Source organism: Flavimobilis soli (genome assembly GCF_002564025.1).
Taxonomy (GTDB): domain Bacteria; phylum Actinomycetota; class Actinomycetes; order Actinomycetales; family Cellulomonadaceae; genus Flavimobilis; species Flavimobilis soli.
Window position 1 is genome coordinate 1,101,944 of sequence record NZ_PDJH01000001.1, and the last position, 21,741, is coordinate 1,123,684.

Annotated in this window: 19 protein-coding genes and 1 pseudogene; 11 read left to right on the forward strand and 9 right to left on the reverse strand. The window is 70.0% G+C overall.

The features are described 5' to 3' along the window. Positions 1-14 precede the first annotated feature (14 nt). Positions 15-1,376 carry an isocitrate lyase gene (gene aceA / locus ATL41_RS04995; protein WP_098458935.1) on the reverse strand — a complete coding sequence of 454 codons (1,362 nt, stop codon included), beginning with the start codon at positions 1,374-1,376 and terminating at the stop codon, positions 15-17. A gap of 189 nt (positions 1,377-1,565) precedes the next feature. Between aceA and ATL41_RS05000 the strand changes: the two genes are divergently transcribed. From ATL41_RS05000 to ATL41_RS05030, 6 genes and pseudogenes are all read left to right on the forward strand, one after another. Next, positions 1,566-3,062, forward strand: a complete 1,497-nt coding sequence (locus tag ATL41_RS05000) for an XRE family transcriptional regulator (RefSeq protein ID WP_098457491.1) — start codon at positions 1,566-1,568, stop codon at positions 3,060-3,062. 145 nt (positions 3,063-3,207) lie between these two features. Further along, on the forward strand, positions 3,208-3,975 hold the full coding sequence (locus ATL41_RS05005) for an exonuclease domain-containing protein (protein WP_098458936.1): 768 nt from the start codon (positions 3,208-3,210) through the stop codon (positions 3,973-3,975). A gap of 3 nt (positions 3,976-3,978) precedes the next feature. Then, entirely contained in the window at positions 3,979-4,434 is a 456-nt protein-coding gene (locus ATL41_RS05010; protein WP_098457492.1) for a pyrimidine dimer DNA glycosylase/endonuclease V, read from the forward strand. A 152-nt stretch (positions 4,435-4,586) separates the two neighbouring features. Continuing rightward, the gene (locus ATL41_RS05015; protein ID WP_098457493.1) at positions 4,587-4,949 is read left to right on the forward strand and encodes a zinc ribbon domain-containing protein YjdM; all 363 of its coding nucleotides are present in this window, start codon (positions 4,587-4,589) and stop codon (positions 4,947-4,949) included. Between the two features lie 649 nt (positions 4,950-5,598). Further along, a complete protein-coding gene (locus ATL41_RS13290) occupies positions 5,599-7,983 on the forward strand; it encodes a hypothetical protein (protein ID WP_181010231.1) in 2,385 nt (794 codons plus the stop codon). 843 nt (positions 7,984-8,826) lie between these two features. Next, positions 8,827-10,089: pseudogene (locus ATL41_RS05030) on the forward strand (IS256 family transposase). Between the two features lie 621 nt (positions 10,090-10,710). Here the strand turns inward: ATL41_RS05030 and ATL41_RS13480 are convergent. Both ATL41_RS13480 and ATL41_RS13485 read right to left on the reverse strand, forming a co-directional pair. Further along, complete coding sequence (locus ATL41_RS13480; RefSeq protein WP_245854637.1) at positions 10,711-11,358, reverse strand: SAM-dependent methyltransferase; 648 nt, start codon at positions 11,356-11,358, stop codon at positions 10,711-10,713. After that, complete coding sequence (locus ATL41_RS13485; RefSeq protein ID WP_098457495.1) at positions 11,355-12,296, reverse strand: NAD(P)/FAD-dependent oxidoreductase; 942 nt, start codon at positions 12,294-12,296, stop codon at positions 11,355-11,357. The genes ATL41_RS13480 and ATL41_RS13485 overlap by 4 nt, the downstream gene beginning before the upstream one ends. Before the next feature lie 70 nt (positions 12,297-12,366). Here ATL41_RS13485 and ATL41_RS05045 point away from each other — a divergent pair, with 70 nt between their 5' ends. After that, positions 12,367-12,936: a helix-turn-helix domain-containing protein gene (locus tag ATL41_RS05045; RefSeq protein ID WP_245854639.1), complete on the forward strand. Its 570-nt coding sequence runs from the start codon at positions 12,367-12,369 to the stop codon at positions 12,934-12,936. Positions 12,937-12,995: 59 nt separating this feature from the next. On the opposite strand, the gene ATL41_RS05050 is transcribed toward ATL41_RS05045, so the two are convergent. Together ATL41_RS05050 and ATL41_RS05055 are read right to left on the reverse strand one after the other, a co-directional pair. Further along, positions 12,996-13,670, reverse strand: coding sequence for a GOLPH3/VPS74 family protein (locus tag ATL41_RS05050; protein WP_098457497.1), 675 nt, complete (start codon positions 13,668-13,670; stop codon positions 12,996-12,998). Between the two features lie 38 nt (positions 13,671-13,708). Continuing rightward, positions 13,709-14,275, reverse strand: a complete 567-nt coding sequence (locus ATL41_RS05055) for a TetR/AcrR family transcriptional regulator (protein WP_098457498.1) — start codon at positions 14,273-14,275, stop codon at positions 13,709-13,711. A gap of 121 nt (positions 14,276-14,396) precedes the next feature. Between ATL41_RS05055 and ATL41_RS05060 the strand changes: the two genes are divergently transcribed. From ATL41_RS05060 to ATL41_RS05070, 3 genes are all read left to right on the forward strand, one after another. Further along, the gene (locus ATL41_RS05060; protein WP_098457499.1) at positions 14,397-15,245 is read left to right on the forward strand and encodes an alpha/beta fold hydrolase; all 849 of its coding nucleotides are present in this window, start codon (positions 14,397-14,399) and stop codon (positions 15,243-15,245) included. A gap of 164 nt (positions 15,246-15,409) precedes the next feature. Next, positions 15,410-16,156 carry a hypothetical protein gene (locus tag ATL41_RS05065; RefSeq protein ID WP_143556574.1) on the forward strand — a complete coding sequence of 249 codons (747 nt, stop codon included), beginning with the start codon at positions 15,410-15,412 and terminating at the stop codon, positions 16,154-16,156. Positions 16,157-16,300: 144 nt separating this feature from the next. Beyond that, positions 16,301-16,672, forward strand: a complete 372-nt coding sequence (locus ATL41_RS05070; RefSeq protein WP_098457501.1) for a VOC family protein — start codon at positions 16,301-16,303, stop codon at positions 16,670-16,672. Between the two features lie 96 nt (positions 16,673-16,768). Here the strand turns inward: ATL41_RS05070 and ATL41_RS05075 are convergent, their stop codons facing one another. From ATL41_RS05075 to ATL41_RS05085, 3 genes are all read right to left on the reverse strand, one after another. Then, on the reverse strand, positions 16,769-17,683 hold the full coding sequence (locus ATL41_RS05075; RefSeq protein WP_245854641.1) for a pseudouridine synthase: 915 nt from the start codon (positions 17,681-17,683) through the stop codon (positions 16,769-16,771). Between the two features lie 25 nt (positions 17,684-17,708). Continuing rightward, positions 17,709-19,235 (reverse strand): IMP dehydrogenase, encoded by a 1,527-nt coding sequence (gene guaB / locus ATL41_RS05080; protein WP_098457503.1) that lies wholly within the window; start codon positions 19,233-19,235, stop codon positions 17,709-17,711. A 98-nt stretch (positions 19,236-19,333) separates the two neighbouring features. Beyond that, complete coding sequence (locus ATL41_RS05085) at positions 19,334-20,416, reverse strand: MerR family transcriptional regulator (RefSeq protein ID WP_098457504.1); 1,083 nt, start codon at positions 20,414-20,416, stop codon at positions 19,334-19,336. A 309-nt stretch (positions 20,417-20,725) separates the two neighbouring features. Here ATL41_RS05085 and ATL41_RS05090 point away from each other — a divergent pair, with 309 nt between their 5' ends. After that, entirely contained in the window at positions 20,726-21,040 is a 315-nt protein-coding gene (locus ATL41_RS05090) for a WhiB family transcriptional regulator (protein ID WP_098457505.1), read from the forward strand. A 181-nt stretch (positions 21,041-21,221) separates the two neighbouring features. Here the strand turns inward: ATL41_RS05090 and groES are convergent, their stop codons facing one another. Further along, positions 21,222-21,518, reverse strand: a complete 297-nt coding sequence (gene groES / locus ATL41_RS05095) for a co-chaperone GroES (RefSeq protein WP_098457506.1) — start codon at positions 21,516-21,518, stop codon at positions 21,222-21,224. Positions 21,519-21,741 lie beyond the last annotated feature (223 nt).

The window sequence follows — 21,741 nt, forward strand, 5'->3', positions numbered from 1 at the left end:
TTCGGGCCTGCAGGTCAGAACTGGGCGGTCTCGGTGGAACCGTGGAGCGCGAGGGTGGCGCTCGTGGGGTTCAGTGCCGTGGCGACGCGGTCGAAGTAGCCGGTGCCGACCTCCCGCTGGTGGCGGGTGGCCGTGTAGCCGTCGGTCTCGGAGGCGAACTCGGCCTCCTGGAGCTCGACGTAGGCGCTCATGCCGCGGTCGCGGTAGCCGCTGGCGAGCTCGAACATGGAGTGGTTGAGGGCGTGGAACCCGGCGAGGGTGATGAACTGGAACTTGTAGCCCAGCTCGGCGAGCTCGCGCTGGAAGCGGGCGATCTGGTCGTCGTCGAGGTGCTTCTTCCAGTTGAACGACGGCGAGCAGTTGTAGGCGAGCATCTTGCCCGGGAACTGGGCGTGGATGGCCTCGGCGAACGCGCGGGCCAGCTCGATGTCGGGCTCGCCGGTCTCGACCCAGATGAGGTCGGCGTACGGGGCGTACGCGAGGCCGCGGTTGATGACGGCCTGGAGGCCGGGCTCGGTGCGGTAGAAGCCCTCGGTGGTGCGCTCGCCGGTGAGCAGCTCCTGGTCGCGCGGGTCGATGTCGCTCGTGATGAGGTCGGCGGCGAGCGCGTCGGTGCGGGCGATGATGATGGTGGGCGCGCCGGCGACGTCGGCCGCGAGGCGGGCCGAGGACAGGGTGCGGACGTGCTGCGCGGTCGGGATGAGGACCTTGCCGCCGAGGTGGCCGCACTTCTTCTCGGAGGCGAGCTGGTCCTCCCAGTGCACGCCGGCCGCGCCGGAGCCGATCATCGAGTGCATGAGCTCGTAGGCGTTGAGCGCGCCTCCGAAGCCGGCCTCGGCGTCGGCGACGATCGGGGCGAGCCATTCGCGGCTCGGGGTGCCCTTCTCGGCGGTCTCGATCTGGTCGGCGCGCATGAGCGCGTTGTTGATGCGGCGGACGACGGCGGGGACGGAGTTCGCGGGGTACAGCGACTGGTCCGGGTACGTCTGGCCGGAGAGGTTGGCGTCGGCGGCGACCTGCCAGCCGGAGAGGTAGATGGCCTCCAGGCCGGCCCGGACCTGCTGGACGGCCTGGTTGCCGGTCAGCGCGCCGAGCGCGGGGACGTGGGTGCGGGTGTGCAGGAGGTCCCACAGGCGCTGCGCGCCGCGACGGGCGAGCGTCGGGTCCTCGCGGACGGAGCCGCGCAGGGCGATGACGTCCTCGGCGGTGTAGTCGCGGCGGATGCCGGCCCAGCGGGGGTTGGTCGCCCACTCGTGGGCGAGCTCCTGGGCGGTCTGGGTCTGCGTGCCGGGAAGGGCGCCAGCGGCCGTCGACGTCGCGACGTCGGTCCGGCGCGCGCCGGCCTCGGTGCGCGAATCTTCCGTCCCCGTCGTCATGGCGGGGGTGGTGGTCTCGTCGATGGTGCTGGTCGTGGTGCTCACGATGTCCTCCTGGTGCTGTCGGTCGCGTCGTTGCTTCCGTGGTTCCACCGTCCTTCGTTGCGCAAGCCCCCGGGAACCCCCTCTTCCGAAGAAGTTCTCGGGAACTTCTGTTGTCAGGAAGTCCTCGCGGTGGGAGGCTGAATCATGGCAACGACGCCCCTCTCCACCGCCCGTCCGGCCCCTTCCGTGGACTCACCCGCGACGCCTCCCGAGACTGCCGACGCGCTCACGATCGGCCGCCGCATCCGGCACCTGCGCCGCGAGCGCGGGCTCACGCTCGAGCACCTCGCGGCCGCCCTCGACCGTGCGCCGTCGCAGGTGTCGATGATCGAGACGGGCAAGCGTGAGCCGCGCTTCGCCCAGCTCGAGACGATCGCGCAGACCCTGGGGGTCGACGTCGCCACCCTCCTCGAGCCGGGGGCGCCCACGCGTCGCGCGGAGCTCGAGATCGAGCTCGAGCGCCTGCAGCGCGGGCCTGCGCTCGCGGCGGTCGGCGCCGCGCCGGTGCGGGTGGGGCCGTCGCTGCCGATGGACGCGCTCGAGGCGATCGTCGCGCTGCACCGCGAGATCGCGCGCCTGCACTCGGAGCGTGCCGCGACGCCGGAGGAGGCGCGCCGCGCGAACGCGGAGCTGCGCGCGATGATGCGCGCGCGGGACAACCACTTCCCCGAGCTGGAGCGTCACGCGCGTGAGCTGCTCGACGGCGTCGGGCACGCGCGCGGGCCGCTCTCCGCGCGCGTGGCGGCGGAGCTCGCAGGTCACCTGGGCTTCACGCTGCACTACGTGAACGACCTGCCGCACTCGACGCGGTCGCTCATCGACACGCGGCACATGCGCGTGTATCTGCCGACGCGGTCCTCGGACCCGCGGTCGGTGCTGCTGCAGGCGTTGTCGTCGCACGTGCTGGGGCACACCGAGCCGCAGTCGTACGCGGAGTTCCTGAGGCAGCGGGTCGAGGCGAACTACCTGTCGGCCGCGCTGCTCGTCCCGGAGGCGGACGCGGTGCGCCAGCTTCGCGACGCGAAGGACGCGCACTCGATCTCGGTCGACGACCTGCGCGACGCGTTCGGCGTCTCGCACGAGACGGCGGCGCACCGCTTCACGAACCTCGCGACGGTGCACCTGGGCATCCCGGTGCACTTCATGAAGGTCCACGAGAGCGGGATCGTGCACAAGGCGTACGAGAACGACGGCGTGCGCTTCCCGTCGGACGCGCTCGGTGCGATCGAGGGGCAGCCGGTGTGCCGGTACTGGACCGCGCGGACGGTCTTCGAGGTCTCGGACCGGCTGTCGCCGTTCTCGCAGTACACGGACACGCCCGCAGGGACGTTCTGGTGCACGTCGCGCACGCAGGAGTCGCACGACGGCACGTTCTCCGTGAGCGTCGGCGTGCCGTTCTCGCTGGTCAAGTGGTTCCGCGGCCGGGACACGACGTCGCGCACCGAGTCGCGCTGCCCCGACCCGTCGTGCTGCCGGCGGCCGTCCGGGGAGCTCGCACAGAAGTGGGAGGGCCAGGTGTGGCCGTCGGCGCGGCCGCACGCGTCGACGCTCGCGACGCTGCCGGTCGGCGCGTTCCCGGGCGTGGACCAGATGGAGGTCCTCGAGTTCCTCGAGCGGCACGCGCCGCGTGGCACCGAGTAGGGGTCGGCACCGTGCGCGGCACTCGTGGCTGAGAAGCCTCCGGGGTGTCGTTCACCGCTCGTGTCAGTCGCTGCTGGCAGGCTCGTCACCAAGGACGAACCACACCGGCTACGAAACTGACGAGGACGGGCGAACCATGACCGAGATGCTCCCTACCGAGGCCCTCTTTCCCGCTCCGGCGCCCGCGGCGCACGGGGCTCTGCGCACGACGTGGGCCGAGGGCCCCTTCCTGGGCTTCGACACCGAGACGACGGGCGTGAGCACGTCGCAGGACCGGATCGTGACGGCGGCGCTCGTGCACCGCCACCCGCTGCTGGGCACGTCGGTCGAGACGTGGCTGATCGACCCGGGCGTCGAGATCCCGGAGGGCGCCGCGGCGATCCACGGCATCACGACCGAGCACGCCCGCGCGCACGGGCAGCAGCCGGCGGTCGCCCTCGAGGAGATCGCGAGCCAGATCGCTCAGGCACTCGGTGAGGGGACGCCGCTCGTCGCGTTCAACGCGACGTTCGACCTGTGCATCCTCGACGCGGAGCTGCGCCGCCACGGCCTGCGCACGCTCGCCGACCGCCTCGGGGCAGAGCCGGTCGGCGTGATCGACCCGCTAGTCCTCGACCGCGCGGTGGACCGGTACCGCAAGGGCAAGCGCAAGCTCGTGGACCTGTGCGCGGTGTACGGCGTGAACGAGTCCGGTGACCTGCACACCGCGGACGTGGACGTGATCGCGACCCTCGACGTGCTCGAGGCGATGGCGCGCCGCCACCCGACGCTCGCGGAGATGAGCCTGCCGATGCTGCACGCGTACCAGGTGGACGCGCACCGCGCGTGGGCCACGAGCTTCAACGACTGGCGTGCCCGTCAGGGGTTCACCGGCCCTGGCGCTGGGATGTCCTGGCTCGTCGACGAGCGCTGAGCGTTGCGCATCTGGTCGCTGCACCCGCAGCACCTCGACCGTCAGGCGCTCATCGCGTGCTGGCGCGAGACGCTGCTCGCGCAGGCGGTGATCGCTGGCCGCACGCGCGGGTATCGCAACCACCCGCAGCTCGAGCGTTTCGTCGCGACGCCGCAGCCGATCGTCTACGTCGGTGCGTACCTGGCAGGGCTTGCTGTCGAGGCGGACGCGCGCGGGTATCGCTTCGACCGCACGCGCATCGACGAGCTACCGGCCGACCTCGCGGCGTTCGACGGCGCGATGGAGGTGACGACGGGGCAGCTCGCTCTTGAGTGGCGGCACCTGCTCGCGAAGCTCGACGCACGCAGCCCGGACGTGGCTGCGGTGCAGCGGGAGCGGGTGGGCGACGGCGTGCCTGGGGTGCACCCAATGTTCCGGGTGGTCGAGGGGCCCGTGGCTTCGTGGGAGCGGGCGGTCTGACGCGCTGATCGCTCTACGCGCTGAGCGTCTTCTGCGACGGGTCGCCAGGCGCGCAGGGGCGGGTGCGGCGCGGGCCCTATGCTCGTGGCTGCGCCGACCGGCGCGCGGCCGCTGCTCTTTCCGCGGTCTTGATCGCGTCTTGGAGAAGTCGAGTGTCTGACCAGCTGCCCCCTTGCCCCGCGTGCGACAGCGAGTACACCTACGAGCAGGGCGGGCTTCTCGTGTGCCCGATGTGCGCGCACGAGTGGACGCCGGCCGCCGATGCTGGTGAGGACGCGGCCGCTGAGGCGACGGTGAAGGACTCGGTGGGCAACGTCCTGGAGGACGGTGACACGGTGACGATCGTCAAGGACCTCAAGGTCAAGGGCGCGGGCGGTGGCGTGGTGAAGGTCGGCACGAAGGTGCGCGGCATCCGTCTCATCACGGACGGCGTGGGCGACCACGACATCGACGCGAAGGTCCCGGGCTTCGGCCAGATGCAGCTCAAGTCGAGCGTCGTCAAGAAAGTTCTGTAGCGCTGCGGTCAGCCCGATATCGGCTCGCGGTGCGCTCGCTAATCCGCGCCCATTTTCAGTCAGGAACGCGACGGCGCTTTACGCAAAGCCGTACGCCAGCAGGGTGACCTTCTGCGGCGCAAGAGCCTGTGCCACGTCGTAGCGGCGCAAGCCAGGAACCCGGTTCTCGGAATCGATGAACGACTTCGCCCATGCTTCGGCAGCAGCTTGCGGCAGGCACCATTCCCCAAGCACTCGCGCATCCACGGCATGAGTGCAGACCACACCTGCCACCGCAGGGGGGATCAGTGCGAATGACGGCGGTCCACACTCTCGAAACCGGGTACAGACGCATCGGCTAGCAGGCTGGTCAGGCTCACAACATGCCGCCACCCTCAAGCCTCGACGAGACCTGCGCTCGCCGCGATGGACCCTCCTCGGCATAAACCAACCGACCAAAAGACGACAAGAAGCGCTACGCTCGCGCCTAGCGTCCAATCATCCGGCTATTGGAGTGGCGACACAGCCATGGCGCGAAAGTCGACCACGTTGCAACAGGCGTGGCGCGGAAGGAAGGCGGTGCGATCTGGTGGCGCCCAAGAAGTCCCGACAACGGCGGAGTAGGTCGGGGGGCCGGAGGCCAAAGGCCGGCCCGACGGACCCGCACCTCGTGGCACTCAGCAGCGCCTTCGACTCCGCACTGCTGCTCTCGGAAGTCTCGAAGACCCCGGATCCGCACGCTGAAGTTGAGAAACGGATTGATGATGCAGCGCACCGCCTCGTTGCGGGCGTCGCTGGCTACGAGCCGCTGGGCACTCTTGAGGCCGTCCGGATGCAGACTCTGCCCTTTGCTAGGCCCGACGACGACAGTCCATCCATCAGTGCACAAGGCGGCCACGCAGCCGCGGAGATCATGACGCTCGCGATCCTCTGCGGAGCGTCAGAACTGGACACCGGCAACGATCCCAAGCGCGTCGATCAGGAGCTGTGCGGCGTCATCAGCGAAGAACTGATCCCCTTGTGCTACGAGATGCTCAACATGGCCAACGTGCGCGATATCCTCGCCGCTGGGCAGCTCGGCGAAATCGAACAGGTTGCCGCGACCGTGCGCGGCAATGGGCGGTGGATTCGAGGTACATCTTATCCTGAGATGCACGACGAGATGCTCCGTGGCCTCTTTGGCGCAGTTGACATCGACGCAGCCGTCCGGGCAGTCCTGGGCTTCGGCGTGGACGATGCTCTGGCTTTCTTACGGACGTGCCATCAGATGCAGATGGACCAGTTCAGCGCCCGCTCACAGGGCCTCGCTGATGCGTTCGGCTCGATCGACATGACGCCCGGGCGCGTACCAACGGAAGACGAGAAGCGCAGGGCGAGCGAGGGGCTTGCTGGTCTGTTCAACCCCTCCGCCGCCCAAGCAGCGATCGCCGTTGCCGACGTAGCAGCCCAGGCACACCTGTCGCACGAAGTTGCGGCCACTATCGCTCTCCTCTTCACCGCACCCACGCCACCTGACGGTCCTGGGAGCGCACTGCGGGCCTACCTGGACGGCAACTCGCCGTTGCGCTCCCATCCGCTTGTCTCTCGGGACGGGCTCGTAATGACCGTCCACCCGGCGCTCATCTCAGATGCCGTGAAGTCGGCCTTCGAAGTTGCACTGAGGGAATCGACGCATTGGGATGCGTACGCCGCACATCGAGGCAAGTACCTCGAGGGCCGGGTTTCTACGCATTTCAGCAAGCTCATCCCTGGTGTCACCGCCCATCACGGCATCGAGTACTTCGTTCCACTGAACGCGGCGCAGGAATCCGGGGATCCCGCTGGCTACACCAAGCTCGTGGAGGGCGACCACCTCTTCGTCATACACGACGTGGCATTCATCGTCGAGGACAAGGCCATACCGCTCAGCGACCGCGCTCGCACCGGCGAGCTGAACCCGTTGCGCCGCAACCTTGCTGCGGCGATCACGAAAGGAGCGGAGCAGGCCGAAAGAATGAAGCGTCGGATTATCAACGATCACGGCCTGCGCCTTCGCGACGGCACGTGGCTCGATCTTCCTGACATTCGAGAGGTGCACAGTGTTGTCACGAGTCTCGACGATATGCCAGGCGTGGCCACTGCTACGGCCACTTTGGTCGCAGCCGACATTCTGACTAGGGACAACATTCCGTGGACCGTCTCGCTCAATGACCTTGACCTCATTGCGCAACTGGTCGATCGCCCCGCCGAGTTCTTGCTGTACGTGCGTCGCCGCACCCACCCCCGTTCGACAGAGATGTTCATGGCGGTCGACGAGCTAGACCTCTTGCTGCTCTTCTTCAGGATGGGGCTCTACGTCGAACCCGACCCCGAAATCGTCGCAACGGAGATGCCCTGGCTCGGTCGACCTCGCCCTGCGGACGTGCGCCGCTATAGACGACAGGCGCCGACTATTGTCTCCAGCCACACCGACGCCCTGGATGCGTGGTACCTATCACTTCATCCTCCGGCAGGGGCGGAGGTCGATGCCGTCGCGCCTAAGCCGAGCATGGTTTCCTCACCATTGGCCCCGGTGATCGACACACTGCGTGAGTACGGGATCTTTGGGTGGCTGAGCATCGGTGCCACGCTTCTCGAAGGGTCCTCCGACGCGCAACGCGTCCTCGCGGAGCATCCGGCCACGCTCACCCGGACCCCGTCCCCGGACGGGCGCCCGAGAAGTCTCGCCGTACCTTGGGGCCACAACAAGCAGGACGGCTGGCTCTTGGTGTGGATGACACGTCCGGTCGAGATGGACAGCGAGAGGATCCTCCGGCATGCCCATGCGTACATGGTGGCGAAGAAGCACCAGTTGGGCTTGAGACGGGGTGTCACCTTCGTGTACGACGAGCCAACTGGCCAGTTCATCGGCGCGTCGTACGACTCGGGACAGGCCGCCCCGAACCCCGAGCTCATTGCGAAGGCCGCCGCCTCGCTGCGACCGCTCGGCGAGATGCAGACGCGGGCGCAGTTGACGCAACTTCGCCGGGCCGCGGAGCGTTCCGCAAAGGCCAAGAAGAGCAAGAAGCGGCGTTGATCGGGCCCCGCGGGCCGTCGGCACGTCGAGGACGAGGACGATGCGCCAAGTTACCGATTGACCGTAGCAGCGACGCACCGCCTTCGACATCGCTTCCCCGCACGGTTGTGCGCCCGGACAGGAGACATATGGCCGCCTCTGGGGTAGATCGATATCCACGACGTCTCAGAAGTCACGTACCAACGCTTGTTGAGGTGGTGGCACGCACCGGAGCGAGATGTCCATATCTGTACGCCATTCGCCCATACACGTCGTGATCACCCTGCCTCCGCCCACGCGCCCGTGGGCGGAGGTGGCGCCTCTCGCGAGGCATCACCTCCGCGCTCTCGAGTCAAGAGACGGTCTCCTCTGCGGGCCGCCTTGCTATGACACCCGAAGCGAACCGGTCGACCAAGGTCACCGCGAGGACGACGCCTGCACGCGCTTCCTCATGCGTGACGTCGCTGTAGTCAAGGTTGCCGTGACGATCGCGGTGCCCGCGATAGAACGTGCGAAGCATCTGCACGAGCATTTCTGCGCCGGGGGCGTGGTCGTGCTCCCTAAGTGGAAGTCGCCAGTCACTATCTCGACCCATCCGCACAATAACGGTGCCAGGGTGGCCTCGCGGTTATCGGGCTCGACCACGGGTATGGCCGCAGACTCTACGGCGCGAACCGCGTCGGCATAGACCGCCGTGTCGTTCTTTTCAAGCCGGTGGACATGAGCCCAAGCTCTCGCGAGGAAGTGGAGTCCCTGATAGTGGTGTAGCCCCCCGCGTGGCCGACCTGGTCGCCGACGTAGGCGCGGCCACCGTGTGATCCTTCGAGTCAACCTTCCACAGAATCCTCGAACGGAGTCATCACGATGACCGCTCCACACATTGTCGACCCTGCCGGGCTGCTTGGCGAAGCCCTCTCGCAGGCGTCCCCGGACCTGATGCGTTAGTTGCTGCAGACCACGATCAACGCCCTGCTGTCCGCGGACGCCGACGCGGTCTGTGGCGCCGAATGGGGCAAGGCCTCCCCGGACCGCACAGCCCAGCGCAACGGCTACCGCCACCGGGACCTGGACACCCGTGTCGGCACGATCGACGTGGCCGTCCCCAAGCTGCGCAAGGGCACCTACTTCCCCGACTGGCTGCTCGAACGTCGTAAGCGCGCCGAGACGGCCCTGATCACCGTCGTCGCGGACTGCTACCTCGCCGGGGTCTCCACGCGCCGCATGGACAAGCTCGTCAAGACCCTCGGCATCGACTCCCTGTCCAAGTCTCAGGTCTCGCGCATGGCAGCCGACCTCGACGAGCACGTCGCCCAGTTCCGCCACCGCCGGCTCGACGATGCAGGACCTCTCACGTTCGTGGCCGCCGACGCCCTGACGATGAAGGTCCGCGAGGGTGGACGCGTCATCAACGCCGTCGTCCTGATCGCCACCGGCGTCAACGCCGACGGACGCCGGGAGGTCCTCGGCATGCGGGTTGCGACCAGCGAGACGGGGCCGGCCTGGAACCAGTTCTTCGCCGACCTCGTCGCCCGCGGCCTGGCGGGAGTGCGCCTGGTGACCTCCGACGCGCACCAGGGCCTGGTGGAGGCGATCGCAGCGAACCTGCCCGGCACCTCCTGGCAGCGCTGCCGCACGCACTACGCGGCCAACCTCATGGCCGTGACGCCCAAGAACTTGTGGCCCGCGGTCAAGGCGATGCTGCACTCGGTCTACGGCCAGCCCGACGCCAAGGCGGTCCAGGCGCAGTTCGACCGGCTCCTGGACTACGAAGACAAACTGCCCGACGTGTTCGCCCACCTCGACGCCACTCGCGCCGACATCTTGGCCTTCACCGCCTTCCCTGAGGGCCTGTGGGCGCAGATCTGGTCGAACAACCCCAACGAGCGGCTCAACAGGGAGATCCGCCGGCGCACGGACTCGGTGGGGATCTTCCCCAACCGAGACGCGATCGTCCGGCTCGTCGGCGCGGTCCTGGCCGAGCAGAGCGACGAGTGGGCTGAAGGGCGCCGCTACCTCGGTCTGGACATCCTTGCCCGCAGCCGGATGAACGCCGTCACCGACACCAACACCGGGATTGACACCGGACCCGAGGAGGTAAGCGTGTCCCTCCTCGAGCTCAGCGCCTGATCCGACCAACTCGAAGGATCACCGGCCCGCTACACCACTCCCAGGGACTTGACCCGCGAGGAGCGCGCCTGGCGCATCGCTGCCTCCACAATCGCTTCGGTCGCCGTTCGCACGCCAGCTGGCACTCGTGCGACCAGGCCAACCTTCCCCATCCGAGTCCGCACAGTGTAGGCGGACCTTGCTCGCGAGAGCATCTGCTCCAACTCCGCCGCACCGCCGGAAACTCGGTAGAAAGTCGTTGCCAAGGTCCAGTCAACGATTCTTAAGAGTTCCATTGCGGAGATTGCTCGAAGTCGCTGGCGAACGCCTTCTCCGCTGACGATCGATCTCCCGCTACTAACCCCGAGATCAAGCCGGACTACACTCTGCAGAGTCAGGAGCGCGTCAGCGCTCAGCCAATGAGTATCGCCGCTCCCCGTCGCCCATCGCGCTGAAAGCCATGCCAGCAGCGGTTCCCTCAACCACGAGGGCACCCCTGGGACCAGGACGTGGTATTCAGATGCTTGGTCGTCATCGAGGCCGAAGGGCACCCATCCTTTCTGTCATAGCGCAACCCTGCCAGAGGAGACGGGGCGGTGGCGCTGAGCGTGTGGCGTTGCCGGCCCGAGTCCTCTCTTGCGGTCACCCCCGCCGAACTAGCACGACCGAGTCGTCGAGCACCGCGGGGCTCCCATCGGGCGCGATCGCTTCCCGCGAGCGCGTCTCCGCGAGCTCGACGCTCCATCCCTCGCCGACGAGCCCCAGCGCCTCGACCTCCTCGTCGGGCGACAGGAACTGGTGCTCGCTGTGGCGCTCCTCGACCGGGACCCACGACGGGTAGTTGGCGTGCGACACGACCAGCAGGTGCCCGCCCGGGTCGACCTGACGGGCCAACCGCCTCAAGATCTGCGACCGGTCGAGCGCCACCGGTGACTGGAAGAAGCTCGCCGTCACCAGGTCGAACCGCTCGTCGGTCGTCCATGTCGACAGGTCCGCCGCGATGCACCGTGCCCGGTCCGCCAGCCCTTCCCGCGCCGCTTCCTCGTTGGCGCGGCGCACCGCCGTCGGCGAGATGTCTACCCCGGTCGCGTCCCAGCCGGCGCGGGCGAACCACAGGACGTCACCGCCCTCGCCGCACCCCAGGTCGAGCGAGCGCCCCGGCGTCAGCCTGGCCGCGACGTCGGCCGTGGTGCGGTTGACCTTGCCCGACCACACGCGCTCCTCGCCCGCGTACCGCTCCTCCCAGAACCCGGCGGGCGCGACGTCGCCCACATGCCAGTGCCCGCTCACGCCGCGACCTCCGCGACCGCGCGAGCCGCGTCGTCCGCGACGAGCGCCATGTTCACGGCCCCGCCGACTCGCGCTCCCGCGCCCGACGACATCGGCACGGTCGCACCCGGGTCGACCACGTTGCCCACCGCCCAGACCCGCTCCGCGCTCGTGCGACCGAACGCGTCCACCGCAAGGAACGACCCGACCGGCGTGTCCGCCCGGTCGAGCCCGAGGTGCGCGACGGCGCCGTCGTGCGGTCGCACCATCGCGCCCGTGAACAGGGCGTCGAGCTCGACGACGCGACCGTCCGCGAGGCGCACGCCCGCGACGGCCTCGCCGTCGCCGAGCACCTCCGTGACGGCCGCCTCCTCAAGAGCGACGCCCCGCGCCCGCAGCCGCGCCGCGACGTCGTGATCGAGCGGGCCGCCGAGGCCCGCCGTGAAGAACGTGACGTGCTCGCTCCACTGCCGCACGAGCTCCGCCTGGTGCGGCGCGAGCGGCGTCGACGCGAGCACGCCGAGGCGCTGCCCGCGCACCTCCCAGCCGTGGCAGTACGGGCAGTGCAGCACGCCGCTCCCCCACCGTTCGGCCAGGCCCGGGACGTCCGGCAGGACGTCCGTCATGCCCGTCGCGAGGACGAGGGCACGCCCGGTGAGCGCGGCGCCGTCGTCGAGAGTGACGACGACGCCGCCCTCGACGAGGTCGACGCGCTCGGCCTGGCCAGCACGCACCTCGACGCCGTACCGCGCCACCTCCTCCCGACCGCGCGCGAGAAGGTCCTGCGGCGGGACGCCGTCGTGCCCGAGCACGCCGTGCATGTGCGAAGCGAACCTGTTGCGGGGCGAGCCCGCGTCGATCACGAGCGTGCGCCGCAGCGCACGTCCGAGCATGAGGGCGGTCGCGAGGCCCGCCGGGCCGCCGCCGAGGACTATCGCGTCCCAGTTCGTGTCTTCCATTCCGTCAGCCTGCGGGCCACAATGCACTCATGGCAACAGTCCTTGCAGTATTGGCAAGAGGGTCCGGGCCGTGGACGAGCTGAGGCTCGTCGGCCCGCGCCTCCGTGACGCGCGCACCGCGCGCGGCTGGACGCTCGCCGACCTCGCAGGCCGCGCCGGCATGTCGGTGAGCACGCTCTCGCGTCTCGAGTCGGGCAAGCGGCAGGCAAGCCTCGAGCTGCTCCTGCCGCTCACGAAGCAGCTCGGCGTCAGCATCGACGACCTCGTGCGGACCGAGACACCCGACCCGCGCGTGCGCCGCACACCGCGTCACCGCGACGGCATGACGGTCACACCCCTCGCCCGGGAAGGTGCACGCGTCGCGACGTACCGCATCACCTACGAACCGCGCCCCACGCTCCCGCCGCTGTGCACGCACGCGGGCTTCGAGTGGCTGCACGTCGTCTCCGGCCGCCTGCGCCTGCGCGTCGGCGAGCGCGACCTCGTCCTCGGCCGCGGCGAGTCGGCTCAGTTCGACACGAGCACGCCCCACGCCCTGTCAGCCGCGGGCAGCCACCCGGCGACGATCATCAGCATCTTCGACGAGACCGGAGAGCGCACGCACACGGACACGCCTGAGCTGCCTCCGGCCACCGCATAGGCAGAGAGGCCGCGAGGGGCCCTCAGCCCTGCGGCGACCAGGCGCGAGACTGCGAGCGCTCAGCTCGACGCCGCAGCCGTCGTCGCCACCATCGCGGCGGTGAGCCCGGCCTGGACGGCGGCGATCGCGCTGGCGACCGCCGCACCTCCGACGTTGCCCGTCGCGACGGTCTTCGCACGGCGCGCGAGCTCGCGCCGCGGCACCTCGTCGGTCGCGACGACCTTCGGCACCTGGCCGACGGCGTGCAGGAGCGCGATCAGGGACGCCTCGAGCGGCGTCGGCGTCCGCCCGACGACGAGCACGTCCCGCAGCGCGGCCCGGACGCGCGCCTCGTGCGCGGAGTCGACCGCGGGCCAGCGCGTCGTCGGGAAGATGCCGAGGACCCGCTCCTGAGAGGCGCGGACGATGCCTCGCTCCGCGAGGCGCGCGTACACCGCTGCGCGCAGCCCCTTGTGGAGCCTCGGCAGGACGTCCGCCGGCTTGGCCGGGCGGCGTCCCGCGAGGAGCGAGACACCACCGTCAACAAGCGGATCACCCGAAGGCGCAGACCCCGTCAGCACGACACGTCCCGCCCTGACCTCGTCACCCGGCCCGCTGATCCGCGCCACCCCGGCACCGATCATGTCAAGGAGGAGGCCACCCGCGAGCGCAAGGTCGAGGCGGCTCGAGTCGACGAGGCCGCGCCCCGTCGCGTCGTCGGTCAGCAGCAGGGCGATGTCCTCGACGATGAGCATGAGGCCACGCTACCGCTGCGGCCTCGCCCGCCAGCGCTCTACCCGCGGGCTGCGAGCCCGGCGTCGATGAGCGTCGCGGCGGCCGCTCGCGCGGCGTCGGCCCAGCGCGGGTCGTGCGTCACGGCAGCCATCGTCTGCACCCCTTCGGCGAGCAGGACGAGCTGCTCCGCGACGTCGGGCCCGAGCCCTGCGTCGACGGCGAGGCCGCGCACGTATGCGGCGAAGCCCTCCTTGTGCGCGCGGACGGCGTCCGCGACGTCCTCGTTGAGGGCACCGATCTCGCCGAACGTGTTGACGAAGCCGCAGCCTCGGAACTCCTCCTCGGCGGTCCATTCGACGAGGTAGTCGTAGATCGCGAGGAGCTTGTCGCGCGCCGACGCCGCGGCGTCGACGCGGCTCGAGACGCACTCCTGCCAGACGCCCGTGCGGCGCGCGAGCACCGCCTGGACGATCTCGTCCTTCGACTTGAACTCGCTGTACAGGCGCTTGAGCGACACCCCCGCCGCGGTGCGGAGCTCGTCCATGCCGACGGCCTGGATGCCGCGACGGTAGAAGAGGTCGTCCGCCGTCGCGACGACGGCGTCGCGGGTGCTGGTCTCGCTCATCTTCCTGCCTTTCTGCCACAGGTTCTCGCTCAGGGGTTGCGCGGAGAACGTTCGTTCTCTAGTGTAGTCGACATCGGGGAGAACGACCGTTCTCCCTCCGAGATCGACAAGGAGAAGCACCATGGCCTTCATCACCACCGGCACCGAGAACTCCACGAACATCGAGATCTACTACGAGGACCACGGCCCCGCCGACGCCGCGCCCGTCGTCCTCATCCACGGCTACCCGCTCGACGGGCGTTCCTGGGAGCGCCAGACGCGCGTCCTCCTCGAGGCCGGCCACCGCGTCATCGCGTACGACCGCCGCGGCTTCGGCAAGTCCAGCCAGCCCGCGACCGGCTACGACTACGACACCTTCGCCGCCGACCTCCACACCCTCCTCGAGACGCTCGACCTCCACGACGTCACGCTCGTCGGCTTCTCGATGGGCACCGGCGAGGTCGCCCGCTACGTCTCCACGTACGGCACCACCCGCCTCCGCGCACTCGGCTTCCTCGCCTCGCTCGAGCCGTTCCTGCTCCAGACCGACGACAACCCGACCGGCCTCCCCCAGCCCGGCTTCGACGACATCGCGGCGACCGCCCGCGCCGACCGCTTCGCGTGGTTCACCGCCTTCTTCGACAACTTCTACAACCTCGACGAGACGCTCGGCTCCCGCATCAGCGAGGAGGCCCTGCGCGCCAGCTGGGCCACCGCCGCCGCGAGCGCGCCCGACGCCGCGTACGCCGTCGTCCCGACGTGGCTCACCGACTTCCGCGTGGACCTCCCCGCCGTCCGCGAGTCCGGCCTGCCGACCCTCATCCTCCACGGCACCGCCGACCGCATCCTCCCGATCGACGCGACCGGACGACCGTTCCGCGACGCCCTCCCCGACGCGACGTACGTCGAGATCGACGGCGCACCCCACGGCCTGCTGTGGACGCACGCCGACGACGTCAACGCGGCACTGCTCGAGCTTCTCGCCCGTTGACCAGACGCACCGACGAGGCCCCCGCGACGGAGGCGCCGCACGACGGCGTCCCCGCACGGGGGCCTCGTGCCGCCCGGGCCGTCGTTGACCGTCCTCGCAGGTGACGGTACCTTCGCGGCAGCGGGCGGGCGCATGCCCGCGCCGATACGCACAGGGGGCTCGTCATGCGTCATGCCATCTCCACCCGTACCGAGCGGGGGCACCGCGCCGTGCGTGCTGCCGCCGTCGCGGGCGCCGTCGCCCTCGTCCTGGCCGGCTGCACGGAAGACGAACCGATCGCAGAGCACGACGGCATGTCCGTCCTCTTCGACATCGCCGGGCGCGGCGACAAGCACCCCGACGGCAAGGGGCCCCTCCACCTGGAGGACCCGGCACGGATCGCCGAGACGGCCGAGGCTGCCGGCCACAAGCTCCGCTGGGTCACCCGCTATCGCTTCCCCGTCGAGGTCGAGGACGCCCACGGCAAGACCTGGCAGCTCGACGGGTACATCGGTGACGAGACCCTCGTCGACGTCGAGCTGTACGACGACGAGCCGACGGCCCTCGCGACGGGCTTCTCCGGCCCCGTCACCCTGCTCGTCCCGGACCTTGCACACGGCGGCGAGCCCACCGAGGTGTCGTACGACGTCGTCGAGACCGAGAACAACTACCTCGCCGACGAGGAGGACGCCAGGGGCGACTCGGAGGACGCGACCCTCCACCTCAACGAGGCCGCCTTCACCGAGCTCGTCGAGACGGCTGGCGGCGTCGCGTGGGACGACGCCGCACACGCGACGGGCGCGGGCGGACCCGCCGAGCCGAAGGTCGTCTCGCTCCAGGGCGAGTTCCCGCCCCCGCGCGACGGCGACGCCCAGCGGGCGCTCTGGGAGAAGCTCAAGGCTGCGGGCTACTTCCTGCCGTTCCTCTCGTGAGCCTCGCTCGCGATCCTGCCTCCGCGCCGTCGCCGAGCCGGCGCAACGCTGACGAAGCGGGACATATCCCCGTGGGCGGTGTCAGGGGCTCGACCTAGCGTGAATGGCACGCGCCACCCGGCGCCGTTCACCCCAGGAGGATCCATGGCGCACGGCGACATCACACACATCGACATCCCGGTCAGCGACCTCGACGCAGCGAGCTCGTTCTACTCCGGCCTGTTCGGCTGGCAGATCGACACGATGCCGGGGTTCGAGGACTACCCCATGTGGCGGGCACCGAACCAGATCAGCGGAGGCGGGCTCGCCCCGCGCGACGAGGAGTTCACGGTCCCGCGCAGCTACGTCGAGGTCGACTCGATCGAGGACACCCTCGCCAAGGCGACGAGCCTCGGCGGCACGGTCGTCAAGGAGAAGCAGGCGATCAGCGAGGCCTCCTGGTGGGCTGTGTTCGCCGACAGGGACGGCAACCACATCGGTCTCTACGAGGACCACACCCCGCCCGACGAAGGCTGACCGCCCCGTCGTCCCCCCCGCCCCCGCGCGGCAGGCGACGCGCGCGGGAGCGCCCGGCAGCCGGGCACTCCGGCGGGCCCGCCAGGCATGGTCCGGTCAGGCGCGCGCGAGCGCCCGTCGCGAGGCGAACTCGCGCCGCTCGCCCGTGCGCGGGTCGTCGAACGCGATCGAGCGGGCGAGAAGCTGCAGTGGGTCCGAGTAGTCGTCCGGCGCGACCTCGCGCACCTCCGGGTACAGGTCGTCGCCGACGAGCGGCAGCCCGAGCGACGCCATGTGCACCCGCAGCTGGTGCGTGCGGCCCGTCTCCGGCGTCAGGCGGTACAGCCCGCGCCCCTCCGGCGCGGGCCGGAGCAGCTCGACGTGCGTCACTGCGTTGGCCTCGCCCGGGACCTGGGCCGCCTGCATGACGCCGTGCTGCTTGACGATGCGCGACCGCACGACCGTCGGCAGGTCCACGTCGTCACGCAGCGGTGCGACCGCCTCGTACACCTTCGCGACCGCGCGCTGCGCGAACAGGTTCTGGTAGAGGCCGCGCACCTCTCGCCGCGTCGTCAGCACGAGCACGCCCGCGGTCGGGCGGTCGAGCCGGTGCGCGGGCGACAGCTCCGGCAACCCCAGCTCCCGGCGCAACCGCACGAGCACCGTCTCCGCGACCCACGCGCCTCGCGGTGTCACCGCGAGGAAGTGCGGCTTGTCGACGACGACGAGGTCGTCGTCCTGGTGGAGCACCTCCACCTCGAACGGAACGCGCGCCTCGACGGGCGGGTCCCGGAACAGGAACACCAGCCCACCCGCCGGGTACGGCGACGCGAGCGTGTATGGGCGCCCGAGCTCGTCGACCACCTCGCCCGCGGCGACCTGCTCGCGCACGCGCGCGGCGTCAGCCGGGAAACGCGCCTCGAGGAACTCCACGAGAGAGCCCCACGACTCGTCGCGCGGCAGCGCGACCCGCGTCGGATTCAGACCGTCGCGCACGGGCAGCGGCGCCGGGCGCCGCCCCCGCCTGCTCACGAGCGCCCCGGCGTGCGGGGCACGGTCAGCGACCCGTGTAGTTGGGCGCCTCGACCGTCATCTGGATGTCGTGCGGGTGCGACTCCTTGAGCCCGGCCGCCGTGATGCGGACGAACTTCCCGCGCTCCTGCAGCTCGGGGATCGTGTGCGCACCGACGTAGAACATCGACTGGTGCAGCCCGCCGACCAGCTGGTACGCGACAGCGCCGAGCGGGCCACGGTACGGGACCTGCCCCTCGATGCCCTCGGGGACGATCTTGTCGTCCGACGCGACGTCCGCCTGGAAGTAGCGGTCCTTCGAGTACGAAACCTTTTTGCCACGCGACGCCATCGCCCCGATCGAGCCCATGCCGCGGTACAGCTTGAACTGCTTGCCGTTGATGAACACCAGGTCGCCGGGCGACTCGTCGCAGCCCGCGAGGAGCGAGCCGAGCATGACCGTGTCCGCACCCGCGACGAGCGCCTTCGCGATGTCACCCGAGTACTGCAGGCCGCCGTCACCGATGACCGGCACGCCCGCCGGGCGGCACGCGAGCGACGCCTCGTAGATCGCCGTCACCTGCGGCACGCCCACACCGGCGACGACGCGCGTCGTGCAGATCGAGCCCGGGCCGACGCCGACCTTCACGCCGTCGGCGCCCGCGTCCACGAGCGCCTGCGCACCCGCACGCGTCGCGACGTTGCCACCGATGACCTGCACGTCCTTGAAGTACGGGTCGTTCTTCAGCTTCGTGATCATCTCGAGCATGAGACGCGCGTGGCCGTTCGCCGTGTCGGCGACGAGCACGTCGACACCCGCGTCGCGCAGCGCACCAGCGCGGTCGAGGGCGTCACCGAAGAAGCCGATCGCCGCACCGACGCGCAGGCGGCCGTCCGGGTCCTTCGTCGCGTCCGGGTACTGCTCCGTCTTGACGAAGTCCTTGACCGTGATGAGGCCTTGCAGGCGACCGTCGTCGTCGACGAGCGGAAGCTTCTCGATGCGGTTCTTGCCGAGCAGCGCCGCCGCGTCCTCGCGGGAGATGCCGACCGGACCGGTGACGAGCGGCATCGCCGTCATGACCTCGTGGACCTTGCGGTTCGGGAAGTCCGACGGCGGGACGAAGCGCAGGTCACGGTTCGTGATGATGCCGACCAGGCGACCGTCCGCGTCGATGACCGGAAGACCGGAGACGCGGTACTGGCCGCACAGCGCGTCGAGCTCGGCGAGCGTCGCATCCGGGCTGACCGTGACAGGGTCCGTGATCATCCCGGACTCGGAACGCTTGACGAGGTCGACCTGCTTGGCCTGAGCCTCGATCGACAGGTTGCGGTGCAGGATCCCGATGCCGCCCTGGCGCGCCATGGCGATCGCCATGCGCGACTCGGTGACGGTGTCCATCGCAGCGGAGAGCAGCGGGACCTTCATCGTGATCTCGCGCGTCAGGCGCGCGGTCGTGTCCACCTCGGAGGGGATCACGTCGGTCTCGTTCGGGAGGAGCAGGACGTCGTCGTACGTCAGCCCCTCGAATCCGAAGGGGTTGTGCGGGGCGGCGGCGGAGAGAGGCTCAGTCACGCGGCCATCCTACGACCGGCACCTGGGAGCGCACCGAGCGCCCGAGTGCTGAGCAGCGTCACGTCCGAGCCGCCGCGGCAGCAGCCCAGGTCGCAGCGTCAGGGCTGCGTCGCGACCGCGCACACCTCGTGGAACAGGCCGGAGAAGCTGCGCACGCGCTGGACCTGCGACGACTTCGGCAGGTCCTCCGCAGCGGTGTCGTCGGCGACCGCGACGAACACCGGCAGCTCCGGGTTCCCGTCGCAGAGCTGGCCCACGACCGCGAGGTCGGGGCGCACCATCTGCGTGATGAGGACGACGGCGGCAGGGCGCACCATCGTGACGACCTCCTGCGCGCGGTGCGCGCCCGCGGGGCCCATGACGATGCGGGCCATGACGCCCTTCGACATGAGCGCGGCCGCGAGAGCGTGCGCCGCGAGCGGCTGGGGCTCGTCCGGCGGCGTGAAGATCAGCACGATGCGGCGCATCTGGCTCGGGTGCGGCGATCCGGACTCGTTCTCCTGGGCCGACTGGCGCACGCGGATGGCGCGCATCGCCGCGCTCGAGAGGACCTGGAGCGGAGCCTCGCCAGGCTTGGCGAGGACGGTGCGTTCGCCGAGCTTCGTCAGGGCGGGGACGACGAGCTGCGTCCACCACGTGAGGATGTCCGAGCCGGGCGCGATCATCAGCAGCTCTGCGGTCGCGTCGGCGTCGTGCGCGAGCGCCGCGTCGACGACGTCAGCAGGGGTCGAGGTGCGGCTCGGAGCCGCAGAGCGCGCGAAGTGCACGACCTTCGAGTCTGACGGTCCCTGCTGCTCGGGCTCGCTCAGGGTGGCTGCGGAGCGGCGGGCCTCGTGCTGCGCCGAGACGGCGCTCGCGCGGCGAGCCCGCTCGACCTCGATGTCCGCCTCGAGGGCCGCCTTGGCGGCGTCGGCGGGAGCGACGCCCTCGAGCGTCAGGCGCCGCATGACCATCAGCCGCAGGACGTCGTCCCGCGTGTACCGGCGGTGGGAGCCGGCGGAGCGTTCCGACGGGCCGAGGCCGTAGCGGCGGTCCCACGTGCGGAGCGTCGCCGGAGCGACACCGAGGCGCTTCGCCACGACGGCGACCGCGACGCCCGGCTTCGCCCGTGCTGCAGCCAGCTCGACGGGCTCGGCAGGCTCGCCGTCGACCGACGTCTCGCCGTACTGCTGTGGGGCCATGACCCGATTCTGCCCATCTAGGAGCCAAAACTCCACCGGGGCACTCCGGCGGAAGTCGGACAGCCCCAAGTGTACGTTTCGTCCCACGTCCCGCTGACCGGCGCGTCTGAACAAGTGTTGGACACACCTGGCGCGATACGGCGTGAGGGCATGTTCTTACACGTCAGGTGCCATTTTTCCCGAAAGTCCGCGCCCCGGGTTTCACCCGACCCGTACTTGAACAACTTCTGAATCGGTTGTACGGTTCACGACGTTCGGTACTGCGGCCCGCGACGAGGGCCTGCAGCGTTTCGAGGGGGACGATGCGTCATGACGGAAGTCACTCGCCTGCCTGGCCCGGTGATGGAGCTGTGGGAGTGGCAGTACCAGGGCTCGTGCCGTGACATCGACGACACGCTGTTCTTCCACCCCGAGGGTGAGCGCGGCGCTGCACGCCGCCGTCGCGCCGACGCCGCCAAGGCGATCTGCGCCGAGTGCCCCGTCCTCGTGCAGTGCCGCGAGCAGGCGCTCGCGATCCGCGAGCCTTACGGCGTCTGGGGCGGCCTGAGCGAGGAGGACCGCGCAGCGATCTTCGCCGACCCGCGCCGCGCCGAGGCGGCCACCCGCCGCGTCCACGTCGGCTGACAAGACGCCCGAGCGGCACAGACCGCCGGGAACCACGGCACGGCGCGGGGGCGCCGAGCCGCGAGCGGACGACCAGGCCCGCACGACGACCTTGGGCACGACCTAGGGGCGCGACGAAGCCCTGGACACGACGAAGCCCCGCAGCCTCAGGCTGCGGGGCTTCGTCCGTGCGGAGGTCGGGTCAGCCGACCACGACAGCGAGGACGTCGCGCGCGGAGAGCACGAGGTACTCCTCGCCCGCGTACTTGACCTCGGTGCCGCCGTACTTCGAGTAGATGACCTTGTCACCGACAGCGACGTCGAGCGGGATGCGGTTGCCGTTGTCGTCGACACGGCCGGGGCCGACAGCGAGGACCTCGCCCTCCTGCGGCTTCTCCTTGGCGGTGTCCGGGATGACCAGACCGGACGGCGTGGTGAGCTCAGCCTCGATCGCCTTGACGACGATCTTGTCCTCGAGCGGCTTGATGGGGACCGACACTGTGCGGACCTCCCCCTTCGCGTAGGGTGCTTCGGATGTGTGAGGGACGAGCGAGCGCCTTCCCGGGCGTCGTCGCGGGTGCCGACCGGGCGCTGTCTCGCTCCACCTCCAGGTGAAGAGGTGTTCCACCGCCAAATCTAGGACGCCCTTAGCACTCGGTCAAGGCGAGTGCCAACGCCCTGGGTGAACACGGAGCACGAGCCCGTCCCACCCGTGGAAAGAT